Consider the following 16969-nt stretch of genomic DNA (forward strand, 5'->3'; position numbering starts at 1 on the left):
CGGCCTGCCCGTGGCCGGATTCAGCGGCACCCTCAGCGGCCGCTACACCACCAGGGCGGGCGGCACCGGCTTCATCCGCGCCAAGACCGGCACCCTCACCGGCGTCAACAGCCTCGCCGGCACGGTCGTCGACACCCGGGGCCGCCTCCTCTCCTTCGCCTTCCTCGCCTCCGGCACCACCGCCCCCGCCGAGGCCCAGGCCGCCCTCGACAAACTCGCCACCGCCCTCGGCGCCGGCGAACGATGAGCCCGTCAACACCTCACCGCATCAAGGGCCGAGCACGTACGGTTGACGCATGACGAGCATCGGTGGTGCAGGGATGGTCGACTGGAACCTCGCGGTCGCGACCGCGACCCGGCTTGTGCGGCCGGGTCCCGAGATCAGCCGCGAGGAGGCCCGCGAGGTCGTCGCGGAGCTGCGCAGGCACGCGAAGGCGGCGGAGGAGCACGTCCGTTCCTTCACCCGGATGATCCCCGAGGGCACCGAGCCCGAGGACACCCCGGTCCTGGTCGTCGACCGCACGGGCTGGATCAAGGCCAACGTCGCGGGCTTCCGCGAACTGCTGCGCCCCCTCCTGGAGAAGATGGAGGAGCGGCGCGGCGGCGGTGCGGGCGGCGCCGTGCTCGGCGCCGTCGGCTCCAAGGTGACCGGCGTCGAGGTCGGCATGCTGCTGTCCTTCCTGGCCTCCCGCGTCCTCGGCCAGTACGAGACCTTCGCCCCCGCCTCCCGCGAGCTCCCCGCCTCCGCCGACGGTGGCGGCCGGCTGCTGCTCGTCGCGCCGAACATCGTCCACGTCGAACGCGAGCTGGAGGCCGACCCGCACGACTTCCGGCTCTGGGTCGCGCTCCACGAGGAGACCCACCGCACCCAGTTCACCGCGGTGCCCTGGCTCCGCGACCACCTCCAGGGCGAGATCCAGTCCTTCCTGGACGAGACCGACGTCGACCCGATGACCTTCCTGGAGCGGCTGCGCGAGGCCGTCCAGTCCCTCTCCGGCGGCCGGCCCGAGGGCGAGGAGGGCGAGGACGGCGGCCGCAGCCTCGTCGAACTCGTCCAGACCCCCGCCCAGCGCGAGATCCTCGGCCGGCTCACCGCCGTCATGTCCCTGCTGGAGGGACACGCCGACTACGTCATGGACGGCGTCGGCCCCGAGGTCGTCTCCTCCGTCGCCGAGATCCGTGAGAAGTTCCAGCAGCGCCGGGCCCGCGGCGCGAGCCGCCTCGACCAGGCGCTGCGCAAGCTCCTCGGCCTCGACGCGAAGCTGCGCCAGTACCGCGACGGCGAGCGGTTCGTGCGCGCCGTCGTCGACGAGGTCGGCATGGACGGCTTCAACCGCGTGTGGACCTCGCCCAACACCCTGCCGACCAAGGCCGAGATCGCCCGGCCCGCGGACTGGATCGCGAGGGTGCACCGTAAGGCAGAGTCGTGATCAAGGCCCCGGGTCCGAAGGCAACGCGCCGGTAATCACCCATCCGAGGGACCGTAGGGGCATGGGAAGGCGTGCAATGCTCGATGAACGGCATTGCTCTGTCACCATCGACGCACTCTGAGTGACGGCACTCCTTCCCGTTCCGGCACTCCGGGACACCCCTGAAGAACTCCACGAAGGGCACCGGACATGGGTCCCCATCCTGCGGTCGCGGCGATACGCCTGGCGGTCCGCCGCGTACTCCACGACGTCATCGCCGAACACGCCGAACAGACCGAACGCGCCGGGCACGCCGCCCCGCACCCCGAGCTCGCACAGGCCGGGGCGGGCAGCCGCCGCGGCGCGCTCCCCGACCGCCCCGACACGCCCCTGGTGCTCGTGGCGTGCTCCGGCGGCGCCGATTCCATGGCGCTCGCCTCCGCCCTCGCCTTCGAGGCCCGCAAACTCCCCGTCCGGGCCGGCGGCATCACCGTCGACCACGGCCTCCAGGACGGCTCCGACACCCGCGCCTCCGAGGTCGCCGCCCGGCTCGCCGCCATGGACCTCGGCCCCGTCGAGGCCGTCGCCGTCCACGTCGGCCGCGAGGGAGGCCCCGAGGCCGCCGCCCGCGACGCCCGCTACGCCGCCCTCGACGCCGCCGCCGAACGCCACGGCGCCGCCGCCGTCCTCCTCGGCCACACCCGCGACGACCAGGCCGAGACCGTCCTGCTGGGCCTCGCCCGCGGCTCCGGCATCCGCTCCCTGTCCGGCATGGCCGCCGCCTCCGGCCCGGCCGGCCGCTACCGCCGCCCCTTCCTCCAGCTCGACCGGCAGACCGCCCGCACCGCCTGCCTCGCCCAGTCCCTGCCCGTCTGGGACGACCCCCACAACATCGACCCCGCCTACACGCGCTCCCGGCTGCGCCACGAGGGCCTGCCCGCCCTGGAGAAGGCCCTCGGCAAGGGCGTCGTCGAAGCCCTCGCCCGTACGGCCCAGCTCTCCCGCGACGACGCCGACGCCCTGGACACCTGGGCCGCCGAGGCCGGACGTGACGTACGCGACGACGCCGGCCGGCTGGAGTGCGCCAAGCTGTACGCGCTGCCGCCCGCCGTACGCCGCCGGGTGCTGCGCCGGGCCGCCATAGACGCGGGCTCCCCGGCCGGCTCGCTCTTCGCGCGGCACATCGAGGAAGTGGACCGCCTCGTCACCGGCTGGCGCGGCCAGCAGGCCATCAACCTCCCCGGCCGCGTCGAAGCCCTGCGCCAGGGTGGCAGACTGGTCATCCGGCAGAGCTGACGCACGAGCGGCTGACATGCAGGGCGAGCGGTCGCAGGCCGGGACTCCATCCAGGACCCGGCAGGCACAGAAAGAGACGCGGGTGAACGAGAAGGACATGGGCGCCGACCTCCAGTCGGTGCTCCTCACCAAGGAAGAGATCGACGCGAAGCTCGTCGAGCTGGCCGCGAAGATCGACGCGGAGTACGCCGGCAAGGACCTGCTCCTCGTCGGAGTCCTCAAGGGCGCGGTCATGGTCATGGCCGACCTGGCGCGTGCGCTGTCCACCCCCGTCACCATGGACTGGATGGCCGTCTCCTCGTACGGCGCGGGCACCCAGTCCTCCGGTGTCGTCCGGATCCTCAAGGACCTGGACACCGACATCAAGGGCAAGCACGTCCTGATCGTCGAGGACATCATCGACTCCGGCCTGACGCTGTCCTGGCTGATGTCGAACCTGGGCTCGCGCGAGCCCGCCTCGCTGGAGATCTGCACCCTGCTGCGCAAGCCGGACGCCGCCAAGGTCGCGCTCGACTGCAAGTGGGTGGGGTTCGACATTCCCAACGAGTTCGTCGTCGGATACGGACTGGACTACGCGGAGAAGTACCGCAACCTCCCGTTCGTCGGGACCCTCGCCCCGCACGTATACGGAGGCTGAGGGCGCGCGGCCCCGCCGGGAACCCTCGCGGGTTTCCCGCCGTTGAGACTTCGAAGGCGGGATTGCCGGACGTCCGAGGCGGACGCCGGTGACCCTGCTGGGGTACCGTCCGAAGAACAGTCTTTACTCACAGCAGCATTTACCTACGGGCAGGAGGGACGGGGCGAACTTCGCTCCGTATGGATGGACGTGAAGCGATACTTCCGTGGGCCGGTCATGTGGATCGTGCTGGCCGTCCTCGCCGTGGTCGTGTTGATGAATGTCGTCGGCTCGGGCGGCGGCTACAAGACGGTGGACACCGGCCAGGTGATCCAGGCGATCAGCAAGAACCAGGTCGAGCAGGCCAAGCTCACCACTGGTGACGATCAAATCCTCAAGATTGAGCTGAAGGACGGCCAGAAGCTGGCCGGCGAGTCCGGCAGCAAGTTCCAGGCGAGCTACATCGGCAATCAGGGCGTCCAGCTCGCCGACATGCTCCAGAAGAAGTTCGAGAGCGGCGACATCAAGGACGGGTACACCGTCTCGCCGTCGAAGCAGTCCCCGTTCGTCTCGATCCTCTTCTCGCTGCTGCCGTTCGTCCTCATCGTGGTCGTCTTCCTGTTCCTGATGAATCAGATGCAGGGCGGCGGCTCCAAGGTCATGCAGTTCGGCAAGTCCAAGGCCAAGCTGATCACCAAGGACACCCCGAAGACGACGTTCGCCGACGTGGCGGGTTCGGACGAGGCGGTCGAGGAGCTCCAGGAGATCAAGGAGTTCCTCCAGGAGCCGGCCAAGTTCCAGGCCGTCGGCGCCAAGATCCCCAAGGGCGTCCTGCTCTACGGGCCTCCCGGTACGGGCAAGACCCTGCTCGCGCGCGCCGTCGCGGGCGAGGCGGGTGTCCCGTTCTACTCGATCTCCGGTTCCGACTTCGTCGAGATGTTCGTCGGTGTCGGTGCCTCCCGGGTCCGTGACCTCTTCGAGCAGGCCAAGGCGAACGCCCCGGCGATCGTCTTCGTCGACGAGATCGACGCCGTCGGCCGCCACCGCGGCGCCGGCATGGGCGGCGGTCACGACGAGCGCGAGCAGACGCTGAACCAGCTGCTCGTCGAGATGGACGGCTTCGACGTGAAGGGCGGCGTCATCCTGATCGCCGCCACGAACCGGCCGGACATCCTCGACCCGGCGCTGCTGCGTCCCGGCCGCTTCGACCGGCAGATCGCCGTCGACCGCCCGGACATGCAGGGCCGTCTTGAGATCCTCAAGGTCCACCAGAAGGGCAAGCCGGTCGCCCCGGACGTCGACCTCGGCGCCGTCGCCCGCCGCACGCCCGGCTTCACCGGTGCCGACCTGTCGAACGTGCTGAACGAGGCCGCGCTCCTGACGGCGCGCAGCAACCAGAAGCTCATCGACAACGCCATGCTGGACGAGGCCATCGACCGCGTCGTGGCGGGTCCGCAGAAGCGGACCCGGATCATGTCCGAGAAGGAGAAGAAGATCACCGCGTACCACGAGGGCGGACACGCCCTGGTCGCGGCGGCTTCCCCCCAGTCGGACCCGGTCCACAAGATCACGATCCTCTCCCGCGGCCGCGCCCTCGGATACACGATGGTGCTCCCGGAGGAGGACAAGTACTCCACGACGCGCAACGAGATGCTCGACCAGCTGGCGTACATGCTGGGCGGGCGCGCGGCCGAGGAGCTGGTCTTCCACGACCCGACCACCGGTGCCGCGAACGACATCGAGAAGGCCACGGCAACGGCCCGCGCGATGGTCACGCAGTACGGCATGACGGAGCGGCTCGGCGCCATCAAGTTCGGCGGCGACAACACCGAACCGTTCGTGGGCCGCGAGATGGGCCACCAGCGCGACTACTCGGAAGAGGTCGCCGCGCTGGTCGACGAAGAGGTCAAGAAGCTCATCGAGACCGCCCACAACGACGCGTGGGAGATCCTCGTCGAGAACCGCGACGTGCTGGACACCCTGGTCCTCCGCCTCCTGGAGAAGGAGACCCTGGGCAAGGAGGAGATCGCCGAGATCTTCGCCCCGATCGTCAAGCGCCCGGCCCGCCCCGCGTGGACCGGTTCCGCCCGGCGCACCCCGTCCACCCGTCCCCCGGTCCTCTCGCCGAAGGAGCTCGCCCTCACCAACGGCGCGAGCACGGCGAACGGCTCGGTCACGGACACCGTCCCGGCCACCGAGACGCTGCCCGAGGAGCGCCCGGAGAGCTAGTCACCGACCCGGTGTGTCCCCTGTCACGGGGCTCCCGCCGGGCCCGGAATGGATGCCGCGTCCCCCAGGTTCTAGCCTGTTGGGGGCGCGGCATTTCCGTTTACCTGCGTGGATGCGCCCGCAGTGACAGCTCAAGGAACGAGGCACCCATGACCGACCCGGTGACGCTGGACCCCCAGGGACCGATCGGCGAGTTCGACGAGAAGCGTGCCGAGGCCGCCGTCCGAGAGCTGCTCCTCGCCGTCGGGGAGGACCCGGACCGCGAGGGCCTGAAGGAGACGCCGGGGCGCGTGGCGCGGGCGTACAAGGAGATATTCGCCGGGCTCTACCAGCAGCCCGAGGACGTCCTGACGACCACGTTCGACCTCGGCCACGACGAGATGGTGCTGGTCAAGGACATCGAAGTGTTCAGTACCTGTGAACACCACCTGGTCCCGTTCCGCGGGGTGGCGCACGTCGGGTACATCCCGGCCACCAGCGGCAAGATCACCGGTCTCTCCAAGCTGGCCCGGCTGGTGGACGTCTACGCCCGCCGGCCGCAGGTGCAGGAGCGGCTGACCACGCAGATCGCCGAGTCCCTGATGGAGATCCTGGAACCGCGCGGCGTCATCGTCGTCATCGAGTGCGAGCACATGTGCATGTCGATGCGGGGCATCCGCAAGCCCGGGGCCAAGACGCTGACCTCGGCCGTCCGCGGACAGCTCCGCGACCCCGCGACGCGCGCCGAGGCCATGAGCCTCGTCATGGCCCGCTGACGGAACCACCGGGCCCGCCCGCAGCTACGCCGCCGCCGCGTCCGGCTTGTGGTCGTCCTTGTCGTCCGGGAGCTTGCAGATGCGCTCCAGGAAGAGGGCGGCGGCGATGACGCCGATGCCGGCCAGCACCGCGAAGCCGGCGTAGATGGCCTGGTCGCGGCGGGGCGGGATGTCCAGGGAGCCGAGCAGGAAGACGGCCGTGCCGCCGTACATGCCGGAGACCAGGGCGACGACGAGGGCGCTCGCCTGGGCGAAGACCAGGGCGCGGGCGGCCATCAGCGGCTCGACGCCCTTCGCGCCCGGCCGGCGTTCGCGCTGGGCGCGCAGCCGGGCGCGGATGGACAGGGCCGTGGCCAGCAGGACGACGGCGATCGCCGCGAGCACGATCGGCGCGAACAGCGGCACGCTCGGCAGGGTGCCCAGGGAGTCCCAGAGGCGGGCGGCGCCCCAGGACAGGACCCCGGCGGCGGCGAAGAGGCCGGCCAGGACTCCGAGCCGTAGTTGCTTCACCCCGTGAGCCGCCCTTCGCCGCCTGTGGTCCGTCGTGCTGTGTTCTGTGAGCCTAACGACTACTCGGGCAGCCGGAGTTCCAGGTCGGCCCGGGGAAGCACGCCGTCGCGTCCCACACCGGTCAGCAGATCGGCGACCGGGCCGGCGCCGGGCAGCTGCGCCTCGGGATCCACGTCGTGCCACGGGGCGAGGACGAAGGCGCGCTCACGGGCCCGGGGGTGGGGGAGGGTGAGCACCGGGTCGTCCGAGACGACGTCGGCGTAGGAAACGATGTCGACGTCGATGGTGCGCGGGCCCCACCGCTCCTCGCGGACCCGCTCGAAGGCCTCCTCGATGGCCTGGCCGCGCTCCAGCAGGGAGGACGGGGGCAGGGTCGTCTTCACGACGATCACCGCGTTGAAGTACGACGGCTGGGAGCCGGGTTCGACGCCCCAGGGCTCCGTCTCGTACACCGGGGAGACCGCCTTGACCCGGAGGCCGGGCGTGTCCTCCAGGGCGTCGATGGCGCCCTGGAGGGTCTCCAGGCGGTTGCCCAGGTTGGCGCCCAGGGAGAGCACGGCCAGTTTGGGGTTGGAAAGCGTGATGTCCGCCGCGTCCACCTGCTCGACCACGGAGGCGGGCACCGGCTGTACGGTCGGGTCGCTCTGCCCTTCGGTGGAAAATGCAGTCATGCTCGGCTCCGGGTGATGGTGATGGTGACGTCGTCGAACGGGACGGTGATGGGCGCGTCCGGCTTGTGCACCACGACCTCCACCTCCTCGACGCCGTCGTGCTTGAGGCACTGCTGGGCGATGCGCTCCGCGAGCGTCTCGATCAGGTCGACCGGCTCGCCCTCGACGACTCCGACGACCTCCTCCGCGACCACGCCGTAGTGCACGGTCTTCGCCAGGTCGTCGGCGGCTGCCGCGGGGCGGGTGTCGAGGCCGAGCACCAGGTCCACGATGAACGTCTGTCCCTCTTCCCGTTCCCGGGGGAAGACGCCATGGTGCCCACGGGCCTTGAGGCCGCGCAGCGCGACACGATCCACGCGAATCACTCCTGCTGTCGTTGGTCCTGGGGCACGGGGCCGCGTGCGGGCGGCCGGGTGCCCGATTTCGAATCTACCTGCGCGCACCGACAGCCCTGCCCCGCGGGGCAGGGCCGTGCGGGCACGGAACAGATAGCCGCTGATACCCCGAAGTCACCGGCTCCAATCGCACCCGGCCCGCTTTCCCGCCCGGAAAAGGAGGCGGGGCGGCTCAGGATGTGGGATCTTCGTCCTCTTCCTCACCGGTTTCGGCCAGTACGGGCGAACCGTGGTGGGACCAGAGCTTCCACCCGTCCGGCGTGCGGCGGAACACATTCGTGGCGACCACGAGCTGTCCGACGAGCGGGCCGAGCGCGGCGCCCTCCTCGGCGGGGCCGCCGCTGAGGATGTTCTCGGTGCAGGTCACCAGGGCGGTGTCGTCCGTCATGGAGAGGGTGAGGTCGGTCAGGAAGAACTGGATGTACTCGGTGTTCGCCATGATCAGCGCGTAGCTGCGCAGCACCTCGGCACGGCCGCTGAGCACCGGCCAGCCGGGGTGGACGCAGGAGACCGTGAGGTCCTCGCCGGGCAGCCACGCGGCGGTCAGCGCGTCGAGGTCGCCGCGCTCCACGGCTTCGTAGTAGTCCGTGTTGGCCTGTTCGACGGCCGCGATGTCGGCGGCGGCCGCCGCGTCGTCCCTCGGCTCGTTCACGCGGCTCCCTCGATGGCGCGGGCGACCCGTACGGCGTCGGCGGTGGCCCGTACCTCGTGGACGCGGACGGCCCAGGCGCCGGCGCGGGCGGAGAGCGCGGAGACGGCGGCGGTGGCCGCGTCGCGCTCGCGGGCGGGCGGCGGGGCGGCGCCGTCACCGGCCAGCACGTGGCCCAGGAACCGCTTGCGGGAAGCGGCGACGAGCAGCGGGCGGCCGAGGGCGTGCAGCGCGTCCAGCCGGGCGAGGAGGGCGAGGTCGTGGGGGGCCTCCTTGGCGAAGCCCAGACCGGGGTCGATCACGACGCGCTCCGGGGCGATGCCTCCGGCGACCACCGCGTCCATCCGGGCGCGCAGCTCGTCGACGACCTCGCCGACCACGTCCCCGTACACCGCCCGGCTGTTCATCGACTCGCTGAAGCCGCGCCAGTGCATGACGACGAACGGCGCCCCGGCCGCGGCGACGACGGGGATCATGTCCGGGTCGGCCTGGCCGCCGCTCACGTCGTTGACGAGGACCGCGCCGGCGGCGACGGCCTGTTCGGCGACGCGGGCGCGCATGGTGTCGACGGAGACCGTGACGCCCTCCGACGCCAGGCCGCGGACCACCGGGATCACCCGGCGCAGCTCCTCGGATTCGTCCACGCGGCTGGCGCCGGGGCGGGTCGACTCGCCGCCGACGTCGACCATGTCGGCGCCCTCGCCGGCCAGGTCGAGGCCGTGCTTGACGGCCGTGGTGGTGTCGAACCAGCGGCCCCCGTCGGAGAAGGAGTCGGGGGTCACGTTGACGACCCCCATGACCGCGCAGCGGTCCCACTCCGGCAGACCCTGGACCGTTCCACGCAACGTACTCATATGACCAGCGTAGGCCCGTACGGGAACCCCTTACGCCGTACGGGCACCCTGTTCGCCCGTGGGCGGCCGTACATGGGTGCAGGGGCGGCGGGGGCCCACCGGGAGTCGGCGGGCCAGAGGGAGGGGGAGCGCCAGGTTGACGAAGCCCTCCGCCTGCATCGCGGCGAACGAGATGCGGGGCAGGTCGCGGGCGTTGCGGTAGACCACGAAGCGGGGTTCCCAGCGCGGCCGGAACTTGGCGTTGAACTTGTACAGCGACTCGATCTGGAACCAGCGCGAGAGGAAGATCAGCAGCCCGCGCCAGACCCGCAGGACGGGCCCCGCGCCCAGCTTCTCGCCCCGGGCCAGGGCGGAGCGGAACATCGCGAAGTTCAGCGAGACGCGGCTGATGCCGAGCCGGGGCGCGGCCTGGAGGGAGGCGACGATGAGCAGTTCGTTCATCCCGGGGTCGGCGGACCGGTCGCGGCGCATGAGGTCGAGGGACATGCCGTCGGTGCCCCAGGGCACGAAGTGGAGCACGGCCTTCAGATCGCCGTAGGGGGAGTCGGCGCTGTGCTCCTCGGCCTTGTGCGCGGTGGCCACGAAGCAGTCCGCGTCGGCGGTGTCGCCGATCCGGCCGAGCGCCATGGAGAAGCCGCGTTCGGTGTCGGTACCGCGCCAGTCGGCGGCGGCCCGGCGGATGCGGGCGAGCTCGGCCTCGCCGATGTCGGCCACGCGCCGGACGCGGGTCTCGTAGCCGTTCCGCTCAATGCGCTTCACCATCTGGCGTACGTTGCGCATCGCGCGTCCGGCAAGGGAGAAATCCGCGACGTCGACCACCGCCTCGTCGCCCAGTTCCAGCGCGCCGAGCCCGGTCTCGCGGGTCCAGACCTCGCCGCCGGTCTCGCTGCAGCCCATGACGGCGGGGGCCCAGGAGTGCGCCCGCGCCTCGTCCATGAAGCGTTCGATGGCGCCGGGCCAGGCCTCCACGTCACCGATCGGGTCGCCGCTGGCGAGCATCACGCCGGAGACCACGCGGTAGCAGACGGCGGCCTTGCCGCTGGGCGAGAAGACCACGGCCTTGTCGCGGCGGAGCGCGAAGTGGCCGAGCGAGTCGCGCCCGCCGTGCCGCTCCAGGAGGGCGCGCAGCCTGACCTCGTCGTCCTCGGTGAGGCGGGCGGCCGGGTGTTCGGGGCGGAAGGCCAGGTAGATGGTGGTGACGGCGGTCAGCAGGCCGAGCGCGCCGAGCGAGTAGCCGACGGTCCAGGAGGTGTCCCCGGCGTAGTCGACGGGCCCCTCGAAGCCGAACAGGCCGTACAGCACGTGCTGGAGGCGGTCGGCGATGCTGGGGCTGCCGACCATGCGGCGGGGGTGGGCGCTGACGATGACCAGGCCGAGACCGAGCGAACCGGCGCCGAGCAGGACGAAGTTGGCCAGGGCCCGCCAGCGGCTGCGCGGGTCGGGCAGCGCGGCGAATTCACTCCGATGGCGTACGAGCAGGAAACACAGCGTCAGCGATACGAGTGTGCCGAGGACCGAGTGCCGGTAGGTGAACTGGGCCAGCGCACCGGCCGGCAGCAGTACGACGGCGGCCCGCCACGCACGGCGCTTGTGCCGCTTGAGGCCGTGGGCCAGCAGGAGCAGCAGGACGCCGGCGCTCAGCGAGAGCGCGGCGGCGAAGGGGCCGAGGGCCCCGGGCAGCACTTCGGCCAGGCTGTGCATGCGACTGTGCCGAAAACGCGGGAAGACCCCGGCGGCGACGTCGATCAGTCCGACCGCGGTACAGGCGGTGCCGACGAGCATCGGCACGGCTTCCGGACGGGGGCCGCGCACGAACGTACGTGCGCGAACCGGAACCGATCCTGATTTATCCCCATCTAGCGTGACAGACATCGCTTCCCGTGGTTCCGCGAGAGATTCCTGGAGTCCGGCGGCCGGAGCCCTGCGGACGATGTGCGACCTCTAGGACGAGGCTTCCGGGCCGCGGGTTCACCCGCTGCCCGGAAATTTCCTGACAGAAAGTTCACCGGTCATGGGCCTTACGGGCAAACCAGTGCTGATCCTCGCGATCGCGCTGGCCGTCGTGCTGTTCACCGTCACCGTCTGGTTCTGGCCGAGACTCGCCCGGCGCAGCGCGCCCGCCGTGTTCGGCCGGGTGGGCATGCTGCTCGCGACCCAGGTGGCGGTGTTCGCCACGGTCGGCCTGCTGGCCAACAACAGCTTCCTCTTCTACGGCTCCTGGGCGGACCTGTTCGGGCGCAAGCAGGACCTGGGTGTGGTCACCGATCACGCGGCGGGGACGCTGGCGGCGAAGAACATCGTCCGGGTGGGCTCGCAGCGGCCGGACGTGCCGGGCGGGGCGCTGCCGACGGTGGGCGGGCGGATCGACAAGGTCGTGATCGCGGGCAGGCACTCGGGCATCGAGAGCTCGGCGTACGTGTATCTGCCGCCGGAGTACTTCCAGCCGGCGTTCGCGCGGCGGAAGTTCCCGGCGGTCGTGGTCCTCACCGGCTACCCGGGCACCTCGGAGAACCTCATCAAGGGGCTGCGCTATCCGCGTACGGCACTCGACCGGGTGAAGGCCGGACGGGCGCAGCCGATGGTCCTGGTGATGCTGCGTCCGACCGTGGCGCCGCCCCGGGACACCGAGTGCGTGGACATAAAGGGCGGTCCGAAGACGGAGACGTTCTTCGCCGAGGACCTGCCCCGGGCGGTCTCGGCCGGCTACCGGGTCGGCAGGCACGCCCGCAACTGGGGCATCATCGGCAACTCGACCGGCGGATACTGCGCGCTGAAGATCGGGCTGCACCACCCGGAAAGGTTCACCGCGAGCGCGGGACTCTCCGCGTACTACAAGGCGGCCGAGGACCCGACGACGGGCGACCTCTTCCACGGCGACGAAGCGGCCCGGCGCCGCGCGGACTTGCTGTGGACGCTGGACAACCGGCCGCAGCCGGACTCCTCGTTCCTGGTGACCAGCTCCCGCCACGGCGAGCCGAACTACCGCGACACCCGGAAGTTCGTGGCCAAGGTGAAGCAGCCGGCCCAGGTGTCGTCGATCATCCTGGACAGCGGCGGCCACAACTTCAACACGTGGCGCCGGGAGATCCCGGCGGCGCTGGAGTGGCTGAGCAGCCGGCTGAGCGAGAGCTGAGGCGCACGGTCCCGCGGGGCCGTGACGAGCCCCGGCCCCGCGAGCCGCGTAGCTCCGGCCGGTTCAGATCCCGGCTGCTCCCGCCACGCTCTCGACCTCGAACTCCGCGCGCGGTACGGAGCGGCCGTCCGCGCCGACCGAGCGGCGCAGCGCCTCGTGGAGGCGGGCGGGTGTGAGCACGCCCAGGAACCGGCCCTCGCCCGCCTCGTCGATGACGGCGATCCAGCCCGCGTCGTGCTGGAGCATGGTGGCGAATGCCTGTTTGAGCGGGGCGCCGAGGGGAAGCCACGCCTCCATCCGGCGGGCGTGGTCGCGGACGGTGCCCTTGGCGCCGGTGCGCGTCCCGTCGGCGGGAATCCAGCCGTGCAGACGCTCGTCGCCGTCCAGCACGACGGCCCAGCGGGCGCCCTCCGCGCGCAGCCGCTCGGTCGCGGTGGCCAGCGGGTCGTCGAGGTGGACGACCGGCGGGTGGTCGAGATCGCTCTCCTCGACGGGGGTGACCGAGAGCCGCTTGAGCCCCCGGTCGGCGCCGACGAAGTCCGCGACATAGCCGGTGGCGGGGGCGCCGAGCACGGTGGCGGGGGTGTCGAACTGCTCGATCGAGCCCTGCCCGTAGACGGCGATGCGGTCGCCGAGACGGACCGCTTCCTCGATGTCGTGGGTGACGAACAGCACGGTTTTGCGGACCTGTTCCTGGAGTTTCAGGAATTCGTTCTGGAGGTGCTCGCGCACCACGGGGTCCACCGCGCCGAAAGGCTCGTCCATCAGCAGGACCGGCGGGTCGGCGGCCAGTGCCCGTGCCACGCCGACGCGTTGGCGCTGGCCGCCGGAGAGCTGCTCGGGATAACGGTCGCCATAAACGGAAGGGTCGAGTCCGACCAGATCGAGGAGTTCGGCTGCGCGGGCGCGGCCCTTTTGGCGTTTCCATCCCAGGAGATGGGGAACGGTGGCGGTGTTCTCCAGGACCGTCCTGTGCGGGAAGAGGCCCACTTGCTGGATCACATAGCCGATGCGGCGGCGCAGCTGGACGGGGTCGATGGCGGATATGTCGTCCCCGTCGAGGAATATCCGGCCCTCGGACGGTTCGATCAGCCGGTTCACCATCTTCATGGTGGTCGTCTTGCCGCAGCCCGACGGTCCGACGAGCGTGACCAGTTCACCCTCGGCGACCTCGAAGGAAAGGTCGTCGACGGCCGTGGTGCCGTCCGCATACCGCTTGGTGACGTGCTCGAAACGGATCATGGTTCCCCATTGTCGCGCGTGTTCTGTGAAGGACATGTTGCTGGAATACAACGGCTCCGGCGATTGTCAGTGGTCGAGGATAGGCTCGCCGGACATCAGTACGAGAAGGCGAACGGGAGGTGGGGGGACGGATGGCCGGACAGAACTGCCTGGTGACGAACGACTGGATCTGCGGGGAGTATCTCCGTTCCCGCAGCCAGGAGTTGACGGACGCGACGGTCCAGCACATCTGGATCACCGCCGTCTCCGTCGCGATCGGAGTGCTGGTCGCCTTCCCGCTGGCGCTCCTCGCGCGCCGCGGCCGGCACTTCGCCGGACCCGTCCTCGGGCTGACGACGGTGCTCTACACGGTGCCGTCGCTCGCGATGTTCTCGCTGCTGCTGCCCCTGTTCGGGCTCTCCGCCGCGCTGGTGGTCACCGGCCTCGTGCTGTATTCGCTGACCATCCTCGTGCGCAACATCCTGGCGGGCCTCGAAGCGGTGCCCGAGGAGGCGAAGGAGGCGGCGCACGGCATGGGGTACGGCCCCGCCCGCCTGCTGTGGGAGGTCGAACTGCCGCTCGCGCTGCCCGCGCTGATGGCGGGGATACGCATCGCCACGGTGTCCACGATCGCGCTCACCACGGTCGGCTCGATCGTCGGCCGGGGCGGCCTCGGCAATCTCATCGAGGACGCGCTGCCGAGCTTCTTCAAGGCCCAGGTGCTGGCCGCCTCGGTGCTCTGCGTGCTGCTCGCGGTGGTCGCGGACCTGCTGCTGCTCGGCCTGCAACGGCTGCTGACACCCTGGACCCGCATACGCGCCGCGCGCGGCCCGGCCACGGCGGAGGCCGTCTGACATGGGAGTTCTCGGAGAAGCCTGGACCTGGCTCACCACCGGAGCCCACTGGTCCGGCGAGAGCGGGGTCGGCCACCGGCTCGGCGAGCACCTGTACGTGAGCGGGGTGGCGCTCGCATTGTCCTGCGCCATCGCCCTGCCCGTCGCGCTGTACCTGGGCCACATCAGGAAGGGCGGCGCGCTCGCGGTCAACCTGGCCAACGTCGGCCGGGCGGTCCCCGTCTTCGCGGTGCTGGCCCTCTTCATGGTCTCGCCCCTGCGCAACGCGGGCTACATCCCCACGATCACCGCCCTGGTGCTCTTCGCCGTGCCGCCGCTGCTGACCAACGCCTACGTCGGGATGACCGAGGTGGACCGTTCGGTGACGGAGGCCGCGCGCGGAATGGGCATGTCGGGCGGCCAGCTCTTCCTGCGCGTCGAGCTCCCGCTGGCGTACCCGCTGATCATGACCGGGCTGCGGTCCGCCGCGGTCCAGGTCGTGGCCACCGCGACGATCGCGGCGATGGTCGGCCAGGGCGGCCTGGGCCGCATCATCACCGCGGGGTTCAACACGTACGACACCGCGCAGGTGGTGGCGGGCGCGCTGCTGGTGGCCGTGCTCGCCCTGCTGGTGGAGGGGGTCCTCGTGGCCGTCGACCGCCTGCTGTCCCCGCTGCGCCGCCGCCGGACCGCGTAGGACGCCTCCTGAGAAGTACCGGCTCGCCCCACCCGTAACTCTTGTCACATACGCACCACTTGTCGCATACGGCTTCGCAGCCGTGGACGGAGAAGAACATGACCAGGACCTCACGCATGGCCGGCGCCGTCATCGGCATCCTCGCGCTGGCGGGCTCGCTCGCCGCGTGCGGCGGAGACAGCCTGGAGAAGGACAAGGGCGCCCCCGCCGGGGACAAGGGCTCCGGCAAGAAGGGCTCGCTCGTCGTCGGCGCCGCCGCCTTCACCGAGTCCAAGGTGCTCGCCGAGCTGTACGCGCAGATCCTCGGCGACGCCGGGTACAGCACCTCGGTCACCACGGTGAAGAACCGCGAACTCTACGAACCCTCCCTGGAGAAGGGCGAGATCGACGTCGTCCCGGAATACGCGGCGACGATCGCGGAATTCCTCAACGCCAAGACGAACGGAGCGAAGGCGGCCGAGTCGAAGCCGGTCGCCTCCGGCGACACCGCCGCCACCGTGGCCGCGCTGAAGAAGCTCGCCGAGCCGCGCGGACTGAAGGTCCTTCCGGCCGGGAAGGCCGTCGACCAGAACGCGTTCGCGGTGACCAAGGAATTCGCCGGCAAGCACAAGCTGAAGACGCTTTCGGATCTCGGCGCGGCGAAGATCGGCGTCAAGGTCGCGGCCGGCGACGAGTGCGAGGTACGGCCGTTCTGCGCGCCCGGCCTGAAGAAGACGTACGGCATCGACGTCACCGGAATCGACCCCAAGGGCGTCGGTACCCCGCAGTCCAAGCAGGCGGTGAAGGACGGCAAGGACCAGCTCGTTCTCACCACGACCACCGACGCGGTGCTGGACACCTATGACCTGGTGTTCCTGGAGGACGACAAGAAGCTCCAGAACGCGGACAACGTCCTGCCGGTCCTCAATGCCAAGGACGCCGGGGCCCAGGACATAGCCGACGCACTCGGCAGGCTGACCGGTGCGCTCACCACCGAGGACCTCGCCCAGCTCAACCGCAAGGTCGACGCGGAGCGCGCCAAGCCCGCCGATGTGGCCCGCGAATATCTGCAGTCGAAGGGGCTGATCAAGAAGTAGAAAGGCGCCGGGGGAGGCGTCCGGAGAACGGGCCGCGGGAGCCGCCGGGTAACTTGCCGGGCACAGATTGCCGGGCGGCTCCCCAAGTACGCCGCGCACACGGTAAATTTCGGGCCATGCCACGTGGACGCCATCGCCATTCGCCACCACTGCACAGAATCCTTCCGCCTTCGGCAGTCGCCGGAGCCTCGGTCGTCTGTGCCGCGGGAGCCTGGCTGCTGACCGAACCCATGGTCCTGCGCGCCCTGGTCGCCGCAGCGGCGGCCGCCGCCGTCACCGGCGCGGTCCTGATGCGCAGCTGGGACCGCGAGGCGGGCCGCCGCGTCGCCGAGCTGACGCGCGCCCGCGCGAGCGACGAGTGGCGTGCCGAGGAACGCGTGGCGGAGCTGGAAGCGGATCTGGAGGAGGCGCGCGAGCTGCGCGCCCGCCTGGAGACGAAGCTGCGCCGCAAGCGCGTGGAGCTGGCCGGGCTGCGGGGCGAACACGCCGCGCTGCTGCGGCGGTACGCCAACGCGGAGACCGAGCGCGCCAGCGTCCTGGAGAGCCGGCGGCAGCTCGCGATCGAGGCCGCCGGCTCTCCAGGACGCTGGCGCGCTCGGTCTCCGCGTTGGCGTACCGCCGCAGC

Annotated in this window: 17 protein-coding genes and 1 pseudogene; 11 read left to right on the forward strand and 7 right to left on the reverse strand. The window is 70.9% G+C overall.

Annotation, left to right across the window (positions count from 1 at the left end; translation table 11 throughout):
• From EAO73_RS05015 to folE, 6 genes are all read left to right on the forward strand, one after another.
• The coding region (locus EAO73_RS05015; protein ID WP_191133941.1) for a D-alanyl-D-alanine carboxypeptidase at nt 1–247 on the forward strand (247 nt) is incomplete at its 5' end.
• Nucleotides 248–296: 49 nt separating this feature from the next.
• Entirely contained in the window at nt 297–1430 is a 1134-nt protein-coding gene (locus EAO73_RS05020) for a zinc-dependent metalloprotease (protein WP_147970269.1), read from the forward strand.
• Nucleotides 1431–1619: 189 nt separating this feature from the next.
• Complete coding sequence (gene tilS, locus EAO73_RS05025; protein WP_147970270.1) at nt 1620–2705, forward strand: tRNA lysidine(34) synthetase TilS; 1086 nt, start codon at nt 1620–1622, stop codon at nt 2703–2705.
• Between the two features lie 97 nt (nt 2706–2802).
• The gene (gene hpt / locus EAO73_RS05030) at nt 2803–3342 is read left to right on the forward strand and encodes a hypoxanthine phosphoribosyltransferase (RefSeq protein ID WP_147971393.1); all 540 of its coding nucleotides are present in this window, start codon (nt 2803–2805) and stop codon (nt 3340–3342) included.
• Between the two features lie 183 nt (nt 3343–3525).
• A complete protein-coding gene (gene ftsH / locus EAO73_RS05035) occupies nt 3526–5550 on the forward strand; it encodes an ATP-dependent zinc metalloprotease FtsH (protein WP_147970271.1) in 2025 nt (674 codons plus the stop codon).
• 149 nt (nt 5551–5699) lie between these two features.
• Nucleotides 5700–6305: a GTP cyclohydrolase I FolE gene (gene folE, locus EAO73_RS05040; RefSeq protein WP_147970272.1), complete on the forward strand. Its 606-nt coding sequence runs from the start codon at nt 5700–5702 to the stop codon at nt 6303–6305.
• Nucleotides 6306–6329: 24 nt separating this feature from the next.
• On the opposite strand, the gene EAO73_RS05045 is transcribed toward folE, so the two are convergent.
• The 6 genes from EAO73_RS05045 to EAO73_RS05070 all read right to left on the reverse strand — a co-directional run bounded on the left by EAO73_RS05045 (nt 6330) and on the right by EAO73_RS05070 (nt 11256).
• Entirely contained in the window at nt 6330–6815 is a 486-nt protein-coding gene (locus EAO73_RS05045) for a DUF3180 domain-containing protein (protein ID WP_147970273.1), read from the reverse strand.
• A 59-nt stretch (nt 6816–6874) separates the two neighbouring features.
• A complete protein-coding gene (gene folK / locus EAO73_RS05050) occupies nt 6875–7486 on the reverse strand; it encodes a 2-amino-4-hydroxy-6-hydroxymethyldihydropteridine diphosphokinase (protein ID WP_147970274.1) in 612 nt (203 codons plus the stop codon).
• Nucleotides 7483–7842: a dihydroneopterin aldolase gene (folB, locus tag EAO73_RS05055; protein ID WP_147970275.1), complete on the reverse strand. Its 360-nt coding sequence runs from the start codon at nt 7840–7842 to the stop codon at nt 7483–7485. Before folB ends, folK begins: the two co-directional genes overlap by 4 nt.
• 211 nt (nt 7843–8053) lie before the next feature.
• A complete protein-coding gene (locus EAO73_RS05060) occupies nt 8054–8533 on the reverse strand; it encodes a nuclear transport factor 2 family protein (protein ID WP_147970276.1) in 480 nt (159 codons plus the stop codon).
• The gene (gene folP, locus EAO73_RS05065; RefSeq protein ID WP_191134008.1) at nt 8530–9327 is read right to left on the reverse strand and encodes a dihydropteroate synthase; all 798 of its coding nucleotides are present in this window, start codon (nt 9325–9327) and stop codon (nt 8530–8532) included. Before folP ends, EAO73_RS05060 begins: the two co-directional genes overlap by 4 nt.
• 87 nt (nt 9328–9414) lie before the next feature.
• Nucleotides 9415–11256 carry a phosphatidylglycerol lysyltransferase domain-containing protein gene (locus tag EAO73_RS05070; RefSeq protein WP_191133942.1) on the reverse strand — a complete coding sequence of 614 codons (1842 nt, stop codon included), beginning with the start codon at nt 11254–11256 and terminating at the stop codon, nt 9415–9417.
• 139 nt (nt 11257–11395) lie between these two features.
• On the opposite strand from EAO73_RS05070, the gene EAO73_RS05075 reads away from it, so the two are divergent.
• Entirely contained in the window at nt 11396–12517 is a 1122-nt protein-coding gene (locus tag EAO73_RS05075; protein ID WP_147970279.1) for an alpha/beta hydrolase, read from the forward strand.
• A 63-nt stretch (nt 12518–12580) separates the two neighbouring features.
• On the opposite strand, the gene EAO73_RS05080 is transcribed toward EAO73_RS05075, so the two are convergent.
• The gene (locus EAO73_RS05080) at nt 12581–13759 is read right to left on the reverse strand and encodes a betaine/proline/choline family ABC transporter ATP-binding protein (RefSeq protein WP_147970280.1); all 1179 of its coding nucleotides are present in this window, start codon (nt 13757–13759) and stop codon (nt 12581–12583) included.
• 131 nt (nt 13760–13890) lie between these two features.
• Between EAO73_RS05080 and EAO73_RS05085 the strand changes: the two genes are divergently transcribed.
• From EAO73_RS05085 to EAO73_RS05100, 4 genes and pseudogenes are all read left to right on the forward strand, one after another.
• Complete coding sequence (locus EAO73_RS05085; RefSeq protein WP_147970281.1) at nt 13891–14592, forward strand: ABC transporter permease; 702 nt, start codon at nt 13891–13893, stop codon at nt 14590–14592.
• Nucleotide 14593: 1 nt separating this feature from the next.
• Nucleotides 14594–15268 (forward strand): ABC transporter permease, encoded by a 675-nt coding sequence (locus tag EAO73_RS05090; protein ID WP_147970282.1) that lies wholly within the window; start codon nt 14594–14596, stop codon nt 15266–15268.
• 98 nt (nt 15269–15366) lie between these two features.
• Nucleotides 15367–16344 carry an ABC transporter substrate-binding protein gene (locus EAO73_RS05095; protein ID WP_147970283.1) on the forward strand — a complete coding sequence of 326 codons (978 nt, stop codon included), beginning with the start codon at nt 15367–15369 and terminating at the stop codon, nt 16342–16344.
• Between the two features lie 116 nt (nt 16345–16460).
• A pseudogene (locus tag EAO73_RS05100) lies at nt 16461–16969 on the forward strand (hypothetical protein); the annotation flags it as partial.

Origin of the sequence: Streptomyces sp. col6 (assembly GCF_008042035.1) — a bacterium.
Lineage (GTDB): Bacteria > Actinomycetota > Actinomycetes > Streptomycetales > Streptomycetaceae > Streptomyces.

Excerpts from the sequence above, each read along its gene's own strand:
- EAO73_RS05095 (WP_147970283.1), top strand. The coding sequence starts at position 15,367 with ATGACCAGGACCTCACGCATGGCCGGCGCCGTCATCGGCATCCTCGCG.
- EAO73_RS05070 (WP_191133942.1), bottom strand. The coding sequence starts at position 11,256 with ATGTCTGTCACGCTAGATGGGGATAAATCAGGATCGGTTCCGGTTCGC.
- folE (WP_147970272.1), top strand. The coding sequence starts at position 5,700 with ATGACCGACCCGGTGACGCTGGACCCCCAGGGACCGATCGGCGAGTTC.
- folK (WP_147970274.1), bottom strand. The coding sequence starts at position 7,486 with ATGACTGCATTTTCCACCGAAGGGCAGAGCGACCCGACCGTACAGCCG.
- folP (WP_191134008.1), bottom strand. The coding sequence starts at position 9,327 with ATGGGGGTCGTCAACGTGACCCCCGACTCCTTCTCCGACGGGGGCCGC.
- EAO73_RS05075 (WP_147970279.1), top strand. The coding sequence starts at position 11,396 with ATGGGCCTTACGGGCAAACCAGTGCTGATCCTCGCGATCGCGCTGGCC.
- hpt (WP_147971393.1), top strand. The coding sequence starts at position 2,803 with ATGGGCGCCGACCTCCAGTCGGTGCTCCTCACCAAGGAAGAGATCGAC.
- ftsH (WP_147970271.1), top strand. The coding sequence starts at position 3,526 with ATGGACGTGAAGCGATACTTCCGTGGGCCGGTCATGTGGATCGTGCTG.
- EAO73_RS05020 (WP_147970269.1), top strand. The coding sequence starts at position 297 with ATGACGAGCATCGGTGGTGCAGGGATGGTCGACTGGAACCTCGCGGTC.
- EAO73_RS05085 (WP_147970281.1), top strand. The coding sequence starts at position 13,891 with ATGGCCGGACAGAACTGCCTGGTGACGAACGACTGGATCTGCGGGGAG.
- EAO73_RS05080 (WP_147970280.1), bottom strand. The coding sequence starts at position 13,759 with ATGATCCGTTTCGAGCACGTCACCAAGCGGTATGCGGACGGCACCACG.
- EAO73_RS05090 (WP_147970282.1), top strand. The coding sequence starts at position 14,594 with ATGGGAGTTCTCGGAGAAGCCTGGACCTGGCTCACCACCGGAGCCCAC.
- tilS (WP_147970270.1), top strand. The coding sequence starts at position 1,620 with ATGGGTCCCCATCCTGCGGTCGCGGCGATACGCCTGGCGGTCCGCCGC.